18 protein-coding genes are annotated in these 18,980 nt (G+C 72.3%); 3 read left to right on the top strand and 15 right to left on the bottom strand.

All coding sequences use genetic code 11. The features are described from left to right. Window positions 1-140: 140 nt before the first annotated feature. From ABTW72_RS29465 to ABTW72_RS29450, 4 genes are all read right to left on the bottom strand, one after another. Window positions 141-701 carry a hypothetical protein gene (locus ABTW72_RS29465; protein ID WP_350864262.1) on the bottom strand — a complete coding sequence of 187 codons (561 nt, stop codon included), beginning with the start codon at window positions 699-701 and terminating at the stop codon, window positions 141-143. A gap of 819 nt (window positions 702-1,520) precedes the next feature. Next, window positions 1,521-2,150 carry a hypothetical protein gene (locus ABTW72_RS29460; RefSeq protein ID WP_350864259.1) on the bottom strand — a complete coding sequence of 210 codons (630 nt, stop codon included), beginning with the start codon at window positions 2,148-2,150 and terminating at the stop codon, window positions 1,521-1,523. 13 nt (window positions 2,151-2,163) lie between these two features. Further along, window positions 2,164-3,942, bottom strand: coding sequence for a DUF4012 domain-containing protein (locus ABTW72_RS29455; RefSeq protein WP_350864256.1), 1,779 nt, complete (start codon window positions 3,940-3,942; stop codon window positions 2,164-2,166). A gap of 103 nt (window positions 3,943-4,045) precedes the next feature. Further along, window positions 4,046-5,293: a glycosyltransferase family 4 protein gene (locus ABTW72_RS29450; RefSeq protein WP_350864253.1), complete on the bottom strand. Its 1,248-nt coding sequence runs from the start codon at window positions 5,291-5,293 to the stop codon at window positions 4,046-4,048. A 168-nt stretch (window positions 5,294-5,461) separates the two neighbouring features. Between ABTW72_RS29450 and ABTW72_RS29445 the strand changes: the two genes are divergently transcribed. Next, window positions 5,462-6,016: an arsenate reductase/protein-tyrosine-phosphatase family protein gene (locus ABTW72_RS29445; protein ID WP_112673369.1), complete on the top strand. Its 555-nt coding sequence runs from the start codon at window positions 5,462-5,464 to the stop codon at window positions 6,014-6,016. Here the strand turns inward: ABTW72_RS29445 and ABTW72_RS29440 are convergent. Beyond that, window positions 5,997-7,475, bottom strand: coding sequence for a tyrosine-protein kinase domain-containing protein (locus ABTW72_RS29440; protein WP_350864251.1), 1,479 nt, complete (start codon window positions 7,473-7,475; stop codon window positions 5,997-5,999). The genes ABTW72_RS29445 and ABTW72_RS29440 overlap by 20 nt on opposite strands. A 325-nt stretch (window positions 7,476-7,800) precedes the next feature. Between ABTW72_RS29440 and nhaA the strand changes: the two genes are divergently transcribed. Beyond that, window positions 7,801-9,159: a Na+/H+ antiporter NhaA gene (gene nhaA / locus ABTW72_RS29435; protein ID WP_502892266.1), complete on the top strand. Its 1,359-nt coding sequence runs from the start codon at window positions 7,801-7,803 to the stop codon at window positions 9,157-9,159. Between the two features lie 102 nt (window positions 9,160-9,261). On the opposite strand, the gene ABTW72_RS29430 is transcribed toward nhaA, so the two are convergent. From ABTW72_RS29430 to ABTW72_RS29385, 10 genes are all read right to left on the bottom strand, one after another. Then, window positions 9,262-9,459 (bottom strand): hypothetical protein, encoded by a 198-nt coding sequence (locus ABTW72_RS29430; RefSeq protein WP_238672039.1) that lies wholly within the window; start codon window positions 9,457-9,459, stop codon window positions 9,262-9,264. Window positions 9,460-9,463: 4 nt separating this feature from the next. Next, the gene (locus tag ABTW72_RS29425) at window positions 9,464-9,787 is read right to left on the bottom strand and encodes a hypothetical protein (protein ID WP_091397853.1); all 324 of its coding nucleotides are present in this window, start codon (window positions 9,785-9,787) and stop codon (window positions 9,464-9,466) included. Continuing rightward, window positions 9,784-10,146 (bottom strand): DUF1622 domain-containing protein, encoded by a 363-nt coding sequence (locus tag ABTW72_RS29420; RefSeq protein WP_091397850.1) that lies wholly within the window; start codon window positions 10,144-10,146, stop codon window positions 9,784-9,786. Before ABTW72_RS29420 ends, ABTW72_RS29425 begins: the two co-directional genes overlap by 4 nt. Before the next feature lie 39 nt (window positions 10,147-10,185). After that, the gene (locus tag ABTW72_RS29415) at window positions 10,186-10,773 is read right to left on the bottom strand and encodes a TMEM165/GDT1 family protein (protein ID WP_350864244.1); all 588 of its coding nucleotides are present in this window, start codon (window positions 10,771-10,773) and stop codon (window positions 10,186-10,188) included. Between the two features lie 217 nt (window positions 10,774-10,990). Further along, on the bottom strand, window positions 10,991-11,956 hold the full coding sequence (gene egtD / locus ABTW72_RS29410) for an L-histidine N(alpha)-methyltransferase (protein WP_350864242.1): 966 nt from the start codon (window positions 11,954-11,956) through the stop codon (window positions 10,991-10,993). A 21-nt stretch (window positions 11,957-11,977) separates the two neighbouring features. Further along, on the bottom strand, window positions 11,978-12,754 hold the full coding sequence (gene egtC / locus ABTW72_RS29405; protein ID WP_350864307.1) for an ergothioneine biosynthesis protein EgtC: 777 nt from the start codon (window positions 12,752-12,754) through the stop codon (window positions 11,978-11,980). A gap of 43 nt (window positions 12,755-12,797) precedes the next feature. Then, complete coding sequence (gene egtB / locus ABTW72_RS29400) at window positions 12,798-14,153, bottom strand: ergothioneine biosynthesis protein EgtB (protein ID WP_350864305.1); 1,356 nt, start codon at window positions 14,151-14,153, stop codon at window positions 12,798-12,800. A 62-nt stretch (window positions 14,154-14,215) separates the two neighbouring features. Beyond that, window positions 14,216-15,451: an ergothioneine biosynthesis glutamate--cysteine ligase EgtA gene (egtA, locus tag ABTW72_RS29395; protein WP_350864240.1), complete on the bottom strand. Its 1,236-nt coding sequence runs from the start codon at window positions 15,449-15,451 to the stop codon at window positions 14,216-14,218. A gap of 154 nt (window positions 15,452-15,605) precedes the next feature. Beyond that, window positions 15,606-16,421 (bottom strand): hypothetical protein, encoded by an 816-nt coding sequence (locus tag ABTW72_RS29390; RefSeq protein WP_350864237.1) that lies wholly within the window; start codon window positions 16,419-16,421, stop codon window positions 15,606-15,608. 16 nt (window positions 16,422-16,437) lie between these two features. After that, window positions 16,438-17,085 carry an RNA polymerase sigma factor gene (locus tag ABTW72_RS29385; RefSeq protein ID WP_502892265.1) on the bottom strand — a complete coding sequence of 216 codons (648 nt, stop codon included), beginning with the start codon at window positions 17,083-17,085 and terminating at the stop codon, window positions 16,438-16,440. A gap of 523 nt (window positions 17,086-17,608) precedes the next feature. Here ABTW72_RS29385 and ABTW72_RS29380 point away from each other — a divergent pair. Continuing rightward, the gene (locus ABTW72_RS29380) at window positions 17,609-18,973 is read left to right on the top strand and encodes a serine/threonine-protein kinase (RefSeq protein ID WP_350864234.1); all 1,365 of its coding nucleotides are present in this window, start codon (window positions 17,609-17,611) and stop codon (window positions 18,971-18,973) included. Window positions 18,974-18,980 lie beyond the last annotated feature (7 nt).

Genomic DNA, 18,980 nt, shown 5'->3' with positions numbered 1-18,980 from the left:
CTGGCCGGCACCCGGGTGGGGTGCCGGCCAGCAAGTCGGTGCGGTTGTGCGGGGTCAGGGCACGGAGATGCCGCTGGCCGGCACCCCGGGTTGAGGGTGCCGGCCAGCGGTCGGTGTCATGCGGTGGTGCGGTGGTGTGGTCAGCTGTTCCAGTGCTGGGCGACGAGGTCGGTGGCCTGCTGCTCCCACTGGGCGTAGGCGTCCGGGTAGGCCGACACCTGCACGGTCTGCGCGGCCTCGGTCAGCGGCATGTCCTGCCACCCGTCGACCTGCTTGAGGCCCTTGAGGAACGCGGTCGTGGAGTACTCGGGGTCGGTGATCTGCTCCGGCGTACCCCAACCCGAGCTCGGGCGTTGCTGGAACAGGCCCAGCGAGTCGTGGTCGTTGCTGTCGCCCAGGTGACCCAGGTTCTCCAGCTTCGACTCCTGCAGGCTCGTCGCGATCGAGATGACCGCGGCCCGCTCCGGCAGACCGGCCTTCTTCGTCGCGGCGATGATCGCCTTCACGTTCGCGGTCTGCTCGTCGTTGAGGCTGATGTGGGACTGCTCGCCCTGCGGCTTCGGCGCCCCCGACTGCACGGCCACCGCGACCGGCGTGGCATCGGCCGGGTTGGCGTGGGCGGCGATCGGGCCGGCGAAGACACCACCGGCGAACGCGAGACCAGCAACAGACAGCATGCTCTTACGGAAGATCGTGTTCATGAGGGGTAGCTCCTTCGGGGGTAGGACACCCACACCGCCAAAAGGGGGGCGGTGGGGTGTGAGCACCTCGTCCGGCGCTGCACAAACAAAGAGGAAAAGTTTGGGGGGTGACGCCCTGTCAGGCGTCGGGGTCGGCGACCTGGCGAGCCGGAGGGCTCACCGCGCCGGTCCCTGTGTAACGACCGTCGGGCCGGGGTCATTCCGGGGTCGGCACCCTCATCGTGGCGGTGCTCGTCGGTCGTTCGTGGGGACTGTAACGACCGGGTGGAGGCTGGCATTCCAGCCTGCGCGACCAGCCCCCAGGGTCGGGCGGCGGGTCGGTGGTGCTGCGATCGTCAGGGTATGTAACGACCCCGGCCCGGCCATGATTCCGGCCCACGAGCGCGCCCGACCACGCCCCAATGCACCCAGCAACGGACAAACCATCCACACAACGCCTGCGCCCGAGGCGCCGATCACCCAAGACCTGCTTGATCCACTCGGGTTCACGGACGTCGGGGCATCCCGGACACCCGGGCCCCCCGACTTCAGGAAATCCGAGTCGATCATGAACGGACCGACCACGCATAGGCCGCAAGACGGACACGCCGGGCCGAAGGTCGTAGCGCGGCATGTCGACCTTCGTATGGGCGGGCAATGGCTGGACCGCGACGGCTCGCACCGCGGCATGTCGACCTCGGTATCGGCGGGCGTGGCCGGACCAAAGACGGTCCCCCGGAAGGGCTGGCTGTCCGGTCTCTCCGAACAGGCTGGCGCCCGTCGGAGTGTTCCGACGGGCGCCAGCTTCGGTGCTATCCGGGCGCAGCCCGGTGGTGTGGATTAGTGCGCCGCACCACCGAAGCGCTGGCGGCGACGCCAGGCCAGGGTCAGCAGCAACATCACCGCTCCGGCGCCGACCAGGCCGCCACCGAGCTTCATGGGCGTGCCGAGGCTGTCACCCGTGACAGGCAGCGGCTGCTTCTTGTGCAGCACCCGCAGCTCGGTGGAGGCGGTACGGCCGGACTCCCGGCCCGTGGCGGTGAAGGTCAGCAGACCCGTCACCGACGGCTTGTAGGTCTTGGTGAAGCGGCCCTGAGCGTCGGTGTACGCCGTGAAGTGCAGGGGCGCACTCGCCTGGTAGGCCACCGGAGCCATGGCCACGGTGCTGCCGTCGCTGCGGCGAGCCGGAGCCACACCGCCGGCCGGAGCGGCCTGCGGAGTGACCGTCACGGTGATGTCGACGGTCTCGTTCGGGCCGAAGTTGGTACCGGTCAGCACCACCGTCTCGCCGAGGTAGATCGTCGGTCGGTTGACGGTCAGCGACGCGGCGGTCGGCGGGTACGGCGGCGGTTGCGGCGGGTCGGTGGTCGCGCTGGGCGTCGGCTGCGGCTGTGCCGCCCCCGCTGCCGTCGGCACGGCCACCACGGCCAGGCCGACCGTGAGCGCCATGATGATGCGGGATAGCCGCATGATTGGTTCCCTCCTACTGATCACAGCTTGGTGCGGAATGAACTTGGGTGGTCCAGGGGCTGGCGGTGGGGGTCAGCCACAGCTCGGCCTGCCCGACGCCGGTCTTGGCCGTCAGCACGGTGACCTCCAGCGCCCTCTCGGCGCCGGGGCCGACGTCGACGCTGGCCGTCGCCACCTGACGGCGGCGTTCGGTGCCGCTGCCAAGCGCCGTCTCGGCCCCGTCCAGTCGGGCCTCCAGCACCGCTCCACCAGCCGGGCTGAAGATCGACACCAACGTGCGGGCGGTGTACGGATCGCCAGCCAGGCCGAGGCCGAGTACGGATTCGCTAAGTCCGGACTTCGGCGCCGTTGAGCGCAGGGTCACCCGTAGCCGAAGCTCACGGCGGCCGTCCGCCCGGCATTCGCCGACCGTCAGGTTCGCCGTCGGCCGCAGGTAGTAGCCGAGCTTCGCGCCGCTGCCGTCGTTGAGGAACACGCCGACAGTCGGCACGGTGTCCTGTTCCGGAAGCGTCCCGGCCATCCGGCTCTCGCCGAATGTCCGCTGTTCCTCAGGTCGGGCACTCCAGAACAATATCCGGCGTTCGGTGATAGCACGGTCAAATGCGGACAACAACACCCGTGGGTTGACATTCTTCTTGAAGAAGGTGTCGAACACCGAGGCGGCGGACGCCGCGAAGAAGTCGTCCTGCTGCTTGACGTCGAGGCGCTGGTAGCTGTCGTTGAGCAGGGTCTGCACCACCTTCTCGCTGGCGAGCGGGACACCGCCGGGCACCAGCACCGGACCGGTCGCCTTGAGCAGGTACGACAGCACCACCGGATCAACGGCGAGCACGCCGTCGACAGTGGTGCCGGTCTTGCGCCGGAACATCTCGCGGTACAACGTCGCGGCGGTCGGGAAGTGCGGAGACAGGTTGACGTCGGCGGGATAGATGCCGGGCAGGTCCGTCCAGAGGGCCCGGGTCTCGGCGGGCACCTTCACCGCCGGGGTGAACCGGCCGAGCGAGGCACTGCTGCCCTGCTTGCCCATCTTCACCTTGCCGTTCTCCGCCTCGATCATCGCGTACGCGCCGAACATGCCACCGGTGGCACGCAACTCGGCCAGGTTCTGCGAGACGAGCAGATAGCGGCGTGGGCCGTTCGCGCCGAGCAGCGGCGGGAGAAGGCGGGCTCCCTGGTCGGCGGCCGTGGTGAGGCTGGCCAGCCGGTCGATCTCGTCGCGCAGGTCGCTCAGCGCCTGCCGGATCTGGCTGACCAGACTGTCGGCTGGCACCGCGGCCAGGTTCTGGCGGGTACGTTGCACCGACTCGTGGGCCTCGGTCAGCTGCGTGGAGACGGCGGCGAGCCGGGCGAGGTCCACCCGGCCGCCGGTCGGCACCAGGCTGGTCAGGTCTGCCCGAAGCAGGGTCGGGAACGCGTGTCGGGCCAGTTCGTCGATGGCGACGGCGATCTGCGCGACGGCGTCGAGGTCGTCGCCGGCGATCGGCGTACGTCGTCCGAGCTGCCAACCCGGGTCGGCCGTCGCCGCGCGGGCCGCGCCGGCCTGCTCCTGAAGGGCGGCGAGCGTCCGCAGGGCGCGATCGGTGTCCCCACCGACGGTCTGGGCGCTCAACTCTCGGGCCAGGCCAGCGGCGTTGAGCAGGTGGGTGCGCGCCTGCCAGCCGCGGAAGCCGATCCACCCGCCGGTCGCCAGCAGCAGCGAGCCGACCACCAGGGCACCAAGGAGGGCCCGTCGCAGTCGGGCCCGCCGACGACGCCGGGACCGGCTCCGCCGCCGGATCGGTCGTTCGCTCACCGTCACACCACACTCCCGTTCACGGAACCGGACAGAAGGTCGATTCCCTGACGTTCTTAGCATGTCTCAGGGAAGTTCGTACCGTTATTGCGTTTGTCGTCCTTTAAGCGAGTTTTCCTCGTAGTTCCGTGGCGGGCTGTGCGACCCGTCCGGCCGCCTCGTGCAACAGCCGTTCGATCTGGTCCACGCCGGCGGGCAGCGACATCTCGCGCAGATACGCGGCCCGCCCCCGGCGACCCATCTCGGTGCGGGTCGGCGGCGGAATGGTGGCGGCCAACCAGAACCTGTCGGCCAACGCCGCCCAGTCCTCCGGCGGGCAGGACAAACCCGCCCGAGCCCGTTCAACCAGCTCGGCCGTGTCCCCGCCGGCGGACGCGATCACCGGCGCGGCACAGGAGAGCGCGGCCTGGAGCTTTCCGGGCACCATGCCGCGCAGCTCCGGAAGATCGCGCAACATGACCAGTTGGTAGTCGGCGGCGGCGTACAGCTCGGGCATGTCGACCGGCGACCGCCGCTCCAGGAAACGGACGTTCCCCGCGCCCAGCTCGGCGGCGAGCCCCCGCACCCGCCGCTCCTCCGCGCCCGAACCGACCAGAAGCAGATCCATCGTCCGATCCAGTGCCGCGGCCGCACGGACCGCGGTCTCCAGCCCCTGCCGCGCCCCGATGGTCCCGGCGTGCATCACCACGCACCTACCGTCGCGACGGACCAGCTGGCGGGCCGCCGCGCCGGGCGTCGCCGGGTAGAAGATCCGCTCGTCGGTCCAGTTCAGCACCAGCCGGACGCGGGCCGGGTCGGCACCGGCGGCGACCACCAGGTCCCGCATCGACGGCGCCGCGACCGCGATTCGCGCCGCGGTCCGGTAGATCCGGGTCATCGTGCTGCCCATCCGTGCCGCCCAGCGCCCCTCGCCCCCCTCGTCCGCGCCGTCGCGGGTCCAGACGTCCTGGACGTGCAGCACCGCCGGCACCCGCCCGAGCAACCGGAGCACCCCGGCCGCGGCGAACGTGGTCGCCGGCAGTTGGAAGACGTAGAGCGCGTCCACGTCACCCAGGAACCGGCGTGCGACCAGCCCCGCGCTGCCGGCGAAGGAGAGGTAGCTGGCCATCCGGCCGGCGACGGACGCGGCACCCCCGGGGTACCGGGGCACCCGTCGGACACTCAACCGTTGGCTGTGCGTCTCGTGGTGCCACCGCTGTCGCCAGCCGGGATAGACGTGGCCACCGGGGTAGTCCGGAAAGCCGGTGAGGACCCGTACCTCGTGTCCACGCGCAGCCAACTCCTCGGCGAGGCTCCCCGGGATGAACGCCGGCTCGGGCGGAAAGTGGTACGACAGGATGCCGATCTTCACCGGTGCGCCCCCGTCCCACAGGGATCGCCGACGACCGGCGCGGCACCACGACCGGCCGGCGTGCGGCGCGCGTACGATGCCGACAACCCCTCCCCGCGCGGCCACCGGCGTCGACGCACCGCCCCCGCGGTGCGAGCGCTTGTGTCCGTACCGATGAGAGGGGCACCGATGGCTGATCGCGTGTTGTTCGTCTGCCACGCCAACCTGTGCCGGTCACCGATGGCCGAGTACCTGGCCCGCCGGCTGCTGGCGGACCGACCCGTCGAGGTGGCCAGCGCCGGCACCGACGCGATCGACGGGCTGGCCATGCACCCGTACGCCCTGGAGGTCGCGACCGAGAGCGGTGCGGACCCGGCGGCGTTCCGGACCCGGGGGTTGCGCCCCGAGTATCTGGTCGACGCGACGCTCGTGCTGACCGCGACCCGACGCCAACGCTCGGTCTGCACCGCGTTGGCGCCGGGGGCGCTGCATCGGACGTTCACGCTGCGCCAGTTCGGCCGGCTGGCCGCGGCGGCCGAGCCGCCTGCCGACTCGGCCGACGACCCGTTGCGGGCGGCCATCGCCGCCGCCGCCCAGGCCCGGGGACGGCTGCAACCCGCCGCCCCGGACGAGGACGACCTTCGGGACCCGATCGGCGGTACCGCGGCCGACTTCCGACGCTGCGCCGAGGAGATCGAACGGTCGCTGCGACCCCTCGCCGCGCTCATCGGGGCAGCCGGGTGAGTTCCTGGGTGTGGTCGGGGACGCCGTTGACCCCGTCGGCGGTCGCGCTGTGCCGGCCGGACGCGGCCCGGTCGGACGGCACCGACGCCTCGGCCGTCGAGGCCACCACCCGGTAGGCCTCGTACTGGTACGCCTCGGCCTTGGCCACCTTGGCCATGTTGAGCACACAGCCGAGCAGCCGGACCGAGACCGAGTGCAGTGACCGGGCCGCCGCGGCGACCTGGGTCCGCGAGGTACGGCCCTGCTGGGTCACCAGCAGCGCGCCGTCGGCCTGCACGGCCACCACCACGCCGTCGGTCACCGCGAGCAGCGGCGCGGTGTCGATGATCACGATGTCCGCCGACTCACGCAGCGCCAGCAGAAGGTCCGACATGGCCTTTGAGCCGAGCAGCTCGCTCGGGTTCGGCGGGGCCGACCCGCTGGGCAGCACCAGCAGCGACTTGTCGCCCCAGCGCTGCACGACGTCGCCCACCTTCACGTCGCCCACCAGCACGTCGGTGAGGCCGACGCCGGCGTCCAGGCCCAGGTAGTCGTCGACCTTCGGGCGGCGCAGATCGGCGTCGACCAGCAGCACCCGCCAGCCCGCCTCGGCCAACGCGATGGCCAGGTTGCAGGAGAGCGTCGTCTTGCCCTCGCCCTGCAGGGCGCTGGTCACCGCGATGACCCGGGCCGGCTCGTGGACGTCCACGAAGCGCAGGTTGGTCCGCAGCTTGCGCACCGCCTCGGCGCGTGCCGAGGTCGCGGCGTCGCCCACGATCAGCGGGGCGCTGCGGGCGTTGGCCTCGAACGGAATCTCACCGAGCAGCGGGCTGCCGGTGGCGCGTTGCAGGCCGGCGGCGTCGCGCAGTCGGACGTCGGCGACACCGCGCAGGATCGCCAGACCGATGCCGAGGATCAGGCCGACCACGCCACCGAGGGTGAGGTTGCGGACCGGCTGCGGCGAGACGGGGTTGGCACTGACCCGCGGACCACTGACCATCTCGATCTTGATGGGCGTCTTGCCCTCCGGGGTCGTCTCGACCTTCTGAACGAGCTCGACGAACTTGTTGGCGAGGCTCTCCGTCACGCGCAACGCGCGAGTCTGGTCGGTGTCGGTCACCGACGCCCGCAGGAGAACGGTGCCGGTCTCGGTGGAGGTGCTCACCCGGCGCTGCACCTCGTCGGCGGTGAGGCCGACCGGAGTCTCGGCCACCACGCTCTGCGCCAGCCGGTCGCTGCTGAGCAGGTCGGCGTACGACTTGACGCGCTGCTGGAGAAAGAGCCCGCCCTGGTAGGCGTCGGTCACGCCGGTGCTGGGGGTGGTGACGAAGAAGGTCACCGAGGCGACGTACCGAGGTTGGGCACGTACGGTCAGGAACGCCGAGACGCCGAGAGCCACCATGACCGTGACCAGCGCGACCCACCAGTGCCGACGCACGTGGCGCAATTGGCGGAGCAGGTCCATCAGGAGCGCCCCCATGCCGGTCCGGTTACGGCAAAGAACTTCACGAAAACCCCCAAGGTCGTCTCTAAACTCGTGAAACCATTAAAGCGGCTCATACGGCTTATGTCCGGAGTTATGTATTTTCCGGCGGCGAGATGTGCGCCCGCATGACCAACCCGACAAACACCCATTCGGCTGCGGCGACAACCGGGGAAAAAAGTCGGAGGCCGATCGGATGACGTCCGATCGGCCCAGCGGTCGCCGCCGACCGCGCCGCCGGATAGGGTCGACAGCGGTGTGCCGGGAAGTCTGGTCGGCGAGTGGATTCCTGCCGTCCCGACTCCCGTAGGTGAGCCCGAAGTTGACCTTCCCCACCCCGCCATCCGGCCCGCGTCCGCCGAAGATCCGGCTGTTCTCCCGATCGTCGTGGCCTCAGGCCCGGCATCTGGCCGACGTGCTGCGTACCGAAACCGTCGGCGGCGCGCTGCTGCTGGTCGGCGCTGTGATCGCGCTGATCTGGGCCAACTCCCCGTGGTCCGACTCGTACACGCGACTCGGCGACGTGGTGCCCTGGCCCGGCGCGCCCTGGCACCTCGACCTGAACCTGGCCACCTGGGCGGCCGACGGCCTGCTGGCCATCTTCTTCTTCGTGGTGGGCCTGGAGCTCAAACGGGAGTTCGTCGCCGGTGACCTCCGCGACCCGCGCCGAGCCGCACTGCCGATCGCGGCCGCGCTCGGCGGGATGCTGCTGCCGGCGCTGATCTACGTGACGGTGGTGCTGAGCGGAGGCGGGGAGGGCCTGCGGGGTTGGGCCATTCCGACCGCCACCGACATCGCATTCGCGCTCGCCGTCCTCGCGGTGGTCAGCTCACATCTGCCCCAGGGCCTACGCGCATTCCTGCTCACCCTCGCGGTGGTCGACGACCTGTTCGCGATCACCATCATCGCGATCTTCTACACCGCCGACTTCCACCCCGTACCGCTGCTCGCCGCGTTGGCGCCGATCGCGCTCTTCGCGGTGCTGGTGCAGCGGGGGCGCACCTGGTGGTGGGCGCTCATCCCCCTCGCGGTCGCCGCCTGGACACTGATGCACGCCTCGGGCGTGCACGCCACGGTCGCCGGTGTCCTGCTCGGCTTCACGGTCCCGGTGCTCGCCCGTCGTCCGGCGGGCGGCGACCAGCCGGTCGCCGCGAGCGCTGAGGCCGGCGAGGGTGGGCTCGCCGCCCGCCTGGAGCACCGCTGGCGGCCGGTGTCGGCCGGCTTCGCGGTGCCGATCTTCGCCCTCTTCGCCGCCGGGGTCACCCTGCGCGGCACCGACCTGGGCGCCCTGCTGAGCGACCCGATCGTGATCGCCATCGTCGCCGCCCTGGTGTTCGGCAAGAGCATCGGCATCTTCGGCTCGACGTACCTGCTGGCCCGGTTCACCCGCGCCGAGTTGGACGAGGACATCACCTGGGCCGATTTGCTCGGGATCGCCCTGCTGGCCGGCGTGGGCTTCACCGTCTCACTGCTCATCGGCGACCTGGCCTTCGGGGCGGGCAGCACGGCAGACGACCGGGTCAAGGCGGCCGTGCTGCTCGGCTCCGTGATCTCCGCCGGATTGGCCGCCACGGTGCTCAGCCGCCGCAACGCGGCGTACCGGAGGGTGGCGGAGCGGGAGCGGCTGGACGCCGACGGGGACGGCGTACCCGACGTCTACCAGCACCCCGACGCCCGCTGAACGCGTCGGCGCGGCCCGGCGAACGCGAAGCGCCGAGGGCGGCGCGGCGACCGCGGGTTCGCCGCCGTGCCGCGCCGCCGCACCAACCGCGCGGGCTCGCGCTCAGCGGCGACGGTCGGCCGGCGGCAGGTCCTCGGTCTCCTCGACCAGCGCCTCGGCCGTCGGCCCGGTGAGGTCGTCGCCCGGCACCGCCACCGCCTCGACGCGATCCTGCTCGTCGGGCTTCCCGCCGGGCGGGGGCTCCGGGGCGGTGGCACCGCCGGCGTAGCCGTACTCGTTCGGTTCGTCGTGCCGGCTCATGTGGTCATCCTCCCGCTTTTCCCGTTTCACCTGTCGAGGCCAACGGTAGGTGGTGATCGTCCTCGGCGCAGCGCGCCGGGGATTGTCGGCCGGACCATGGTGGTGGGTGGCTGAGCGCCGCCCCGAGCAGCTGACGCAGGGCGATGATCGCCACCGCGCCGGCCAGTCCGTTCCAACCCGGCTCGCCGGCGAGCCGCAGCAGACCGGCCGCGGTGAGCAGGTCCAGCAGCACCCGGACGCCGCTGCGCAGCGCCCCCGTGGTGAGCGTGGTGAGCACTCCGGCGACCAGCGCCAGGGCGGTGACCGCCGTGACCAGGGTGCCCGTCACGGTCGACGCTCCCCCTCGGCCACCTGACGCTGCTCCTGCCGGATCTCGCGGCCCAGGAAGTAGTTCAACGCCGTTCGGATCGTCGCGATGGCGGCCAGTTGCCCGATCTGCGTGAACGACGGGGACACCGCCGTGCGCAGCACGTCGGCCGCCAGCTGGAATTCCAGGCCCAGGGTCAAGAAGCGGCCCAGCGAGAGCCGGATCGGCGTGAAGCGGGCGGCGCTGCGGTGTCGCAGCCCTTCGACCACGAACCGCACCGCCGCCCACACCGCGCCCACGAAGATCACCAGCGCGCCGGCCACCTCCACCACGGCAACCAGCACCTGGTCGCCCTGGCGCAACAACTCGGCCGGATCCACCCCGGGCCGTTACCCGCCCTCCGGGCGGCTAGTCGGCGCTCAGGTCAGCTCGTTCACCGCTTCCAGGATCAGCCAGAGACCGGAGATGGCGAAGAGGATCGCGGCCCCGTACCTGATGGTCTTCTCCGGCAGCCGCCGACCGAGCATCCGGCCGACCAGGATGGCCAACGCGTCCGCGGCCACCATGCCGATGGTGGAGCCGAGCCAGGTGCCGAACCAGCCGTACTTGGTGGCGAGCGTGATCGTGGCGAGCATCGTCTTGTCGCCCAGCTCGGCGAGGAAGAACGCCACCGACACCGCCACGATCGCGGTCTTGCTGGTCTTCTCCGCCTTGCGCTTCTCCTCCTCGGTGAGCTTGTCCCCGCGGAGCGTCCACGCGCCGAACCCGAGGAACGCCACACCGGCCACCAGGGAGATCCACTCGGTCGGCAGCACCGCCCCGAGACCCGCGCCGATGGCGACCGACGCAAGGTGCACCACCGCTGTGGCGACAGTGATGCCGATCAGCACCGGGATCGGTTTGAACCGCGTGGCGAAGGTCAGCGCCATCAGCTGGGACTTGTCCCCCAGCTCGGCGACGAAGATGACGCCGAAGCTGATGACCAGCGCGGCGAAAAATCCCTCCATGACGTCCTTCCCGTTCACGCCGGGAGGAGGTACAGGGGCGCCCTCGACCCGGCTGCAACAGCCTGAGTCGAAGGTCTCGCCCGCCCCGGAAGAACCGGGGCCGCGTGGCCGGATGCGGAACGCACCAGTATGTCGACCACGACATTGGGGGCTACTCCCCTTCGCGTGATCAGCCTATCGGATCACCACCCGGCCCGGCCGAGCCGGGTGAACAGGCTCACCGCGCCCGCGCCAACGTGACGCCGAAGAGCGCGTCCGGGTCGGTCCAGAACTCCGCCGTGGCGAAGCCGCCCGAGGCCAGCTCCGCGGCGATCCCCTCCCGGTGGAACTTCGCCGAGACCTCGGTGCGCAGCTCCTCCCCCGCCGCGAAATCGACTGTCAGCCCCAGCACCCGCACGCTCATCGGCCGGGTCGCCCGCAACCGCATCTCGATCCACTCGTGGTCGGGATCCCACACGGCGACGTGCTCGAACGCGGCCGGGTCGAAGTCCGCGCCCAACTCCCGATTGATCACGTGCAGCACGTTGCGGTTGAACTCGGCGGTGACCCCGGCGGCGTCGTCGTACGCCGGCACGATCACCGACGGGTCCTTCACCAGATCCGTGCCGAGCAACAACCAGTCGCCGACCTCCAGCGCGGCGCGCATCGAGGACAGGAACTCGGCCCGCTCGGCGGGCAACAGGTTGCCGATGGTGCCGCCGAGGAACACCACCAACCGCCGACCGCCGGTGGGCAGCCGGTCCAGTTGCCGGGTGAAGTCCCCCACGATGCCCCGCACCCGCAGGCGGGGATAGTCGGCCGCGATCTGGGCGGTGGACCCGCGCAGCGCACTGACCGACACGTCGAGGGGGACGAACGTGCCCAGCCCACCGCGGCGGGTGAAGGCGTCCAGCAGCAGCCGGGTCTTCTCCGACGAGCCGGAGCCCAACTCGATGAGCGTCTTGGCCCCGGTCAGCGCCGCGATGTCGGGAGCGCGCGCGGCCAGCACCGCCCGCTCGGCCCGGGTCGGGTAGTACTCGGGCAATCGGGTGATCTCCTCGAAGAGTTCGCTGCCCCGGGCGTCGTAGAACCACTTCGGCGGCAGCCACTTCCGCTCGGCGCTCAGCCCCGCCCGGACGTCGTCGCGCAGGCCACGCTCCAGGTCACCCTCTTCGAGGTAGATCTCCAGGGGTTCCGCGGTCATCGGTTCGCTCCTTTCGTTCGATCAACCGTTGCGTGCCTGCCCGGCGCGGCTGACCGGGGTCGGCAGTGGACGTACCCGCACCTCACCCGCGGTGGCGACGACGAGGTGCCCCTCCGGCACCGACCGCCACCCGGGATCGTCGTCGTGTGGCTCGGAGGCGAGCAGCACCGAACCCGGCGTCTCGCGGACCGACAACGCGTGCCCCGCCACGCTGGCCACCACCCGGTGCCCGTCGGTGAGCAGCAGGTTGAGCCGCGACCCGGGGGCGGCGGCGGCGACGTCGGTCACCGTCCGCCCGACCGCCTCGACCGGGTCGGCACCAGCGCGCAACCGATGCCGCACCAGCGCCCAGAGCAGCGCCGAATCGGTGGTGGCGTCGAGGGTGAGCAGGTCCCGCACCGGCAGAGCGGCGGCGAGCGGCACCACGGCGTCCGGCCAGCCGCGGACCACACCGTTGTGGCTGAACAGCCACCGCCCCTCGGCGAAGGGCGCCGCCGCGCCGTCGAGCACCGCCATCCCGACCGTGGCCGAGCGCACCGCCGCCACCACCGCCGCGCTTCGGGTCACCGCCGCCAGTTGGGCGATGGTCGGGTCGCTCCAGATCGGCTGCGCCCGCCGGTAGCGCACCGGCTCACCCTCACCCGGGTACCAGCCGACGCCGAACCCGTCGGCGTTGATCGTGCCGCCGCCGCGCATGTCGCGGGGCGCCCAGGACTGCCGCACCAGCGAGTGCGGAGGGTCGAACAACAGCTCGGCCAGGGTGACCGGCGGCCCCAGGTAGGCCAGGTGGCGACACATCAGCGCCCACGGCCCGCCGCCGGGCCGCCGGTCGTGCGGCGAATCACCGGTACGACTCGTCCGGTCGCGCGTCCCGGGCACAACGGAAACCGCTGAAGATCTGCCGGCGAATCGGATAGTCCCAGTTACGGAAGGTGCCCCGGCAGGCAGAGCGGTCGGTGCCGAACGAGCCACCACGCAGCACCCGGTAGTCGCCGCCGAAGAAGACCTCCGAATATTCGCGGTAGGGGAACGCGGCGAACCCCGGATGCCCGTCGAACGCGGTCGAGGTCCACTCCCAGACGTCGCCGATGAGCTGGTGCACACCCAACGGCGACGCCCCGGCCGGATACGCGCCCACCGGCGCCGGCCGCAGATGGCGCTGATCGAGGTTGGCGTGCGCCTCGGTCGGGTCGTCGTCCCCCCAGGGGTAACGACGCGACCGCCCGGTCGTCGGATCCCACCGGGCCGCCTTCTCCCACTCCGCCTCGGTCGGCAGCCGCTTGCCGGCCCACGCCGCGTACGCCTGCGCCTCGTACCAGCACACATGCACCACCGGCTCGTCGGCGCGGACCCGCGCCCACCCACCGAAGCGCCGATACGACCAGTCGTCGCCGTCGCGACGCCAGTGCATCGGAGCGCTCAGCTGCTCCCGAACGCGATGCTCCCAGCCGGCCGCACTCCACCAGCGCTGCTCGGTGTAGCCGCCGTCGGCGATGAAGGCCGCGTACTGGCCGTTGGTCACCGGGGCGGCGTCGATGACGTACGCCGGGAGGTCGACCCGGTGCGCCGGACGTTCGTTGTCCAGCGCCCACGGATCGGTGTCGGTGCCCATGGTGAACTCGCCGGCCGGCACCAGCACCTCCGTGCCGACCCGGACCGACGGCTCGGGCGGCGCCGGGGCGTGCAGCACCGCCGGCCCCGAGCGCAGCTGGTGGGTGGCGAGCATGGTCTCGTCGTGCTGCTGCTCGTGCTGCACGATCATGCCGAAGGCGAACCCGTCGGCGACCAACGGGCGCTCGCTGAAGGTCACCGCGTCGAGCAGGTCGTGCACCTTGTCCCGAACGGTGGCCAGGTAGGCGCGCGCCTCCGCGGGCGGCAACAGCGGCAGCGCAGGGCGGTCCCGGCGCGGCTGCTTGAACGCGTCGTACAACTCGTCGATGTCACACCGGACCGGTTCCCGGCCCCCGACGTCCCGGACCAGCCAGAGCTCCTCCTGGTTACCGACATGGGCAAGGTCCCAGACCAACGGCGACATCAGCGGTGAGTGCTGGCGCGTCAGGTCGGCGTCATCGACCACCTCGGTCAGCAGAGCGGTGCGGGCGCGGGCCCGCGCCAACTCCACCGCGATGTGGTCGCGCAACTGCTCGCCGTCGACCCGGCCCGCCCGCGGGGCTCGCGAAACCGGCTCACTCCGCACGCTCACCGGGCCGTCCTCCGTTCGCGACTGCGCGGCTCGCACCACCGGCTCACTCCTCGCGCTCACTGGTCTCTCCTCTCTGCGGCGGCCAGCCGCTCGCGTACCCCTCGCCAAATCTCGTCGTGGGTGCTGGCCGGCAGCTCCAGGCGGGGCAGGGTGGTCAGGGCCAGGTCGAGCAGGGCCGCCGCGGCGGCGGCCAGCGCCGGGTCGGCCAGGCCGTGCCGGGCGGCGGCCGACCAGCGGTGCGCCACCGGCGTGGCGATCGTGTACGCCTCGCGCACGGTGCCCGGGTCACCGAACAGGGCGGTCAGCACCGCCAGCGGCAGCCGCCAGCCGCGGTCGGGCTGGGCGTCCAGGTAGCGCAGCTCCAGGTAGCCGCGCGGCCGCACCGGCGGAAAGAGGGTGCTGACGTGGTAGTCGAGGTCATCGGTGGTGGGCGGTTGTGGCAGCGCGCCGTCGAGCCAGTCGGCGAAGGTCACCCCGGGCGGCGCGGCCCAGTCGGCGCTCTGCCGGCGCAGACAGAGCAGCGGCGCGGCGAGCACGTAGCTGATCCAGGCGTCGGTCGGATCGTCCTCGGCCCTCGATGGCGACCAGACCGGGCGGGTCCGGGTCGGGTCGATGGCCAGCCAGGCGGCCATCCGGGCAGAGGCCCAACCGGTGCGCCGCCCGGCGTGTCGAGCGGCGGACGCGAACGCGGCGAGCAGTGGGGGCCCGACCGCGTGGGCCGCAGCCCACCGGTCCGCGACCTGGTCCGGTTCACCGGCGTCGAGGCAGATCTGCAGGCCGGCGGTGCTGTACATCATCGTGCGGCCGGCCGGGCCGTGGCGGTCGAAGGCTCCGCGCATCGCGCGGTAACGGGGGGTTTCCACCACCGGGCGGGGCCGTCGGTGGGGGTCGATGCCGCTGCGGCCGAGGACCAGCCCGGCGGCGGCCAGCAGGTCGGTGACCTGGGCGATGTCGGCCTCGGTGGCGCGGATCAACGCGGCGACCGAGGGGCGGGGTGGGGTGGATATCTCCAACTGGCCACCCGGCTCCAGGGTGACCATGCCGCCGTGTCGCAACGGCTCGGCCGGGCTGGTGGCATCCAGCGTGGCGGGGCTGTGCCGCCCCAGCGCCGCCCGCAGCCGCGTCGCGTCGACGGGGCGGGCGGGATCGGCGGCGTCGTGCACGGTCCATTCCAGTTCGACGCCGGTGTGGGTGGGTGGGCCGGTCTTGAAGCAGATCCGGGCGAGGTGTCGGACTGCGGCTGCGGACTCGCGCAGGATGGCGCTGCGGTCCAGGTCGGATGACGTCACCAAGGGTCGGGCCCCCTCTCCGTGCGCCTGGTCCGGCACACCGTGCCACCGTAAACCCACCCACCGACACCGTCGGGGCGTGCACGGGCCACCAACCTCTGTCTAACAGACGAATTTCCGAAGCAGGGCGGAACAAACCGCTCCGACCACCGACCGGTCAGCCGCCTACGGGGTGACCCGGTCGCGGCGGTGACGGCGGGGCTTTCCCCGATGGGGACGGCTTGCCCTTCGCCGACTCGGAGGGCGTGACCTTCGCCGGCTCGGACGGCTTCGCCTCGGGCACCAGCCGCTGGCAGTACGCCTCGACCCCAGCAGGGCCGCCGGCGGCGGTCACCAGTTTCTGGAAGGCCGGCGTGCGGAGGGCCTTCTCCCGCTGCTCGGGCTTCTTGGCCCGCCACGCAAGGCACAGTCCGTGCACCTCGCCGGCGGTAGTGGGACCGGCCGGCGGCGTGGGGGTGACGGGCGAGGGCGCGCCCGGTGCCGGGGCGCCGGAGCCCGTCGACCGACCGGGCTCGGTCGACCGGGATGCGCCCTGGTGCGGCGAGGGTGACGGGCGCGACGGTGCCGGTGCGACCGGGTCTGGCCCTCGGTCCCGGGTGACCGCGGCGAAGGCGGCCCCAGCGGTGGCGGTGGCTGCCACCGCGCCGATCCAGGCCACCGCGCCGGTGGTCATCCGGCGACGGCGTGGCCGCTGCGGCACGGCCGGCGTCGGGTTGGCCCGGGCGGCCCGGAACGCGGCCACCGCGGCGTCCTCCCCGGCCAACTCGCCTGGGCGGACGGGGCCGGCCGCCGCGGCGAGCAACGCGGCCACCGGGGGCACGTTCGGGGCGTTCAGGTGCGCGTCAGGGACGTTCGCGTCCACCTCTGTGGGCGTGGCGGAGGGGCGCTGATCCAGGGTGGCGTCCACTCGGGCAGGGGCCGAGTCGAGCAGCCGCTCGGTGTCGGCGTGGTCGGCCCGCCGGAACGGGTTCATCGGGAGTCCCCTCACGTCAGCCGTCCGCCGGTTCGACGTGCGATGTCCGCAGGGCGGGGCCGCCCCCCGCACGCGGCGGTGGCACCCCCTCGACCCCGACCGACGACTCGGCCGGGCTCTGCCGCTCCAGCAGGACCGCGAGCCGGCGTAGGCCACGGTGAGCGGCGGTCCGCACGGCGCCGGCCCGGCGGCCCAGCACGCGGCCGGCGGATCCCGCGTCCAGCCCGATCACGGCCCGCAGCAGGACCGCCTCGGCCTCCCGGGGCGGGAGTGTGGCGATCAGCGCGAGGGCGGTCTCGGTACCGATCGTCTCGCTGGCCCGCTCGGCGGTGTCCGCGTCGCTGGCGAGCTCAACGAGCGCCTGTACCGGGACCGGGAGCGAGGGGCGGCGGCGCATCCGACGCAGGTGGTCCATCGCGCGGTTGCGGGCGATGGTGACCGCCCAGGCCCGGAACTCGCCGCCGGTGAAGCCGGGCAGGTCACGGGAGATCTGGAGCCAGGTCTCGGAGGCGACGTCCTCGGCGTCGGCCCCGACGAGCGCGGTCAGGTAGCGCAGCAGCCCGGGCTGGAGGCTGCGGTAGAGAAAGCGGAACGCCTCCTCGTCCCCGGCCTGCGCGGCGGTCACCACCTCCGACAGGTCGGCGGTCACGGGCGACCCACGCATCGTTCGGGGCATGTCGGCCCGACCACACCAGCTGGCGCACGCCACGCGGCACGAGTCCTCCGCCCGATCAGCACCAGCACCGCACCGCCCTCCACCGCTCTGATTGTGCCCGCGACCATGATTGTCGGGGCGGCCTGTCCGGGGGCCAACGCCAGGGTGGTCGATCGGCGCGCTGCCCGCCGAGGCGGCCGGGAGGGCCCGAGCCGGGCTAACGCTAAGAGGGGGCTCACGACGCGACAAGTCGGGGCCGTGTCACGGAAGAGTGACAATTATCAACCCGGTCCGACGGCGCGTCGTCGTAACGGTCCGCACGCAGCAGACGCCAACCACCCCCGGAGGCGGCTTCTTGCCCCGGCCGACGACCCGAGCGGCGGAAATAGTCGCTTTTCGTGACACCACACATCCGCAGCGTCACGAAGGTCGAGCGTCCACACAGGTCAGGCCGGATCAGCCAGTCTCAACCAGCCGCCCGGTGGCCCTGCCACGGTGCGCCGCCCAGCGCCACTCTAGGTACGGTAATGCGGTGTTGTCATCGGAGGTCGTGCTCAGCGGTCGCTACCGCTTGGACGAACGTGTCGCCACGGGCGGTATGGGCGACGTTTGGCGTGCCTCCGACCTGATCCTCGGCCGGCAGGTCGCGGTCAAGGTTCTCCTGCCGGCACTGGTCTCCGATCCCGACTTCATCGCCCGGTTCCGCGCCGAGGCCCGGATCATGGCGGCGCTGCGGCACCCCGGCATCGTGCAGGTCTTCGACTGCGGTGCGGACGACCTCCCCGACGGCGGGCGGGCGGACTACCTCGTCATGGAGTTCGTCGCCGGCGAGCCGTTGTCCAAGCGGATCGAGGCGGCCGGGCGGCTCGACGTGGCCGAGACGATGTCGATCGTGGCCCAGGCGGCCGCAGCGCTCAACGCGGCGCATCGCGGCGGCATCGTGCACCGCGACGTCAAGCCCAGCAACCTGCTGGTGCAGGAAGACGGCACTGTCGTCCTGGTGGACTTCGGCGTGGCCCGCTCCACCGACATCACCAGCATCACCAGCACCAACGCGGTGCCGGGCACCGCCCTCTACATGGCTCCCGAGCAGGCCGCCGGTCGGCCGGTCAGCGGTGCGACCGACATCTACGCCCTGGGCGCGGTCACCTACTGCTGCCTGACCGGCAGCCCGCCGTTCACCGGCGACAATCCGCTCCAGGTCGCCGTGCGGCACCTGGACGACGAGCCGCCGGAGCTGCCGCACGACATTCCGGAGGCGGTCCGCGCCCTGGTGTCGCGGGCCCTGGCCAAGGATCCGCTGGAGCGGTTCACCAACGGAGCGGCGATGGCCGAGGCCGCTCGGACGGCGGTCACCGGGGGCGAGCCGCCGACGGCGATGGCCGGGCCGGTCGCGCTGCGCGACGCTGGGCCGGGCACCCGCACGGACGTGCCGGCCGGCGCGGCGGTGGCGGACGGACGCCAGCGACGGCGGGGTCCGCTCGTCGGCGCGGCGGCGGCCATGCTGGTCGCGCTGGTCGGGCTCGGCGCGGCGCTGGCCGCGACGCGTAACGTCGGCGATGACCCGGCGGTCAATCTGCCGGCCACCTCGCCGACGGTGGCGCCGAGCGGCCCCGTCGACCTGCCCGCGGCGAACGAGCAGATCACCAGTGTCGAGCCGGGCCGGCCGGACCGGCCGCACGTCCCCGGCAACTCCCCGTCGGCCTCGGTCTCCGCCACGCCGAGCGTGCAGCCCAGCCAGACGGTCGGCTCGCCGACGCCAACGGTGGGCGTGACCACGGCGCCGCCGACCAGCGCGGCGCCCACGACGGGCGCCCCGCCGACGACCGCGCCGCCGTCCGACCCGCCCCCCACCTCCAGTGCGCCGGTCGATCCGGAGGTGCCGGCGGGCGGTTGAGCGGACC

It is taken from the genome of Micromonospora sp. NPDC127501 (assembly GCF_040302185.1).
Taxonomy (GTDB): domain Bacteria; phylum Actinomycetota; class Actinomycetes; order Mycobacteriales; family Micromonosporaceae; genus Micromonospora.
The sequence above is the reverse complement of the archived record's forward strand: the minus strand, read 5'-3'. Positions and strand labels throughout refer to the sequence as shown.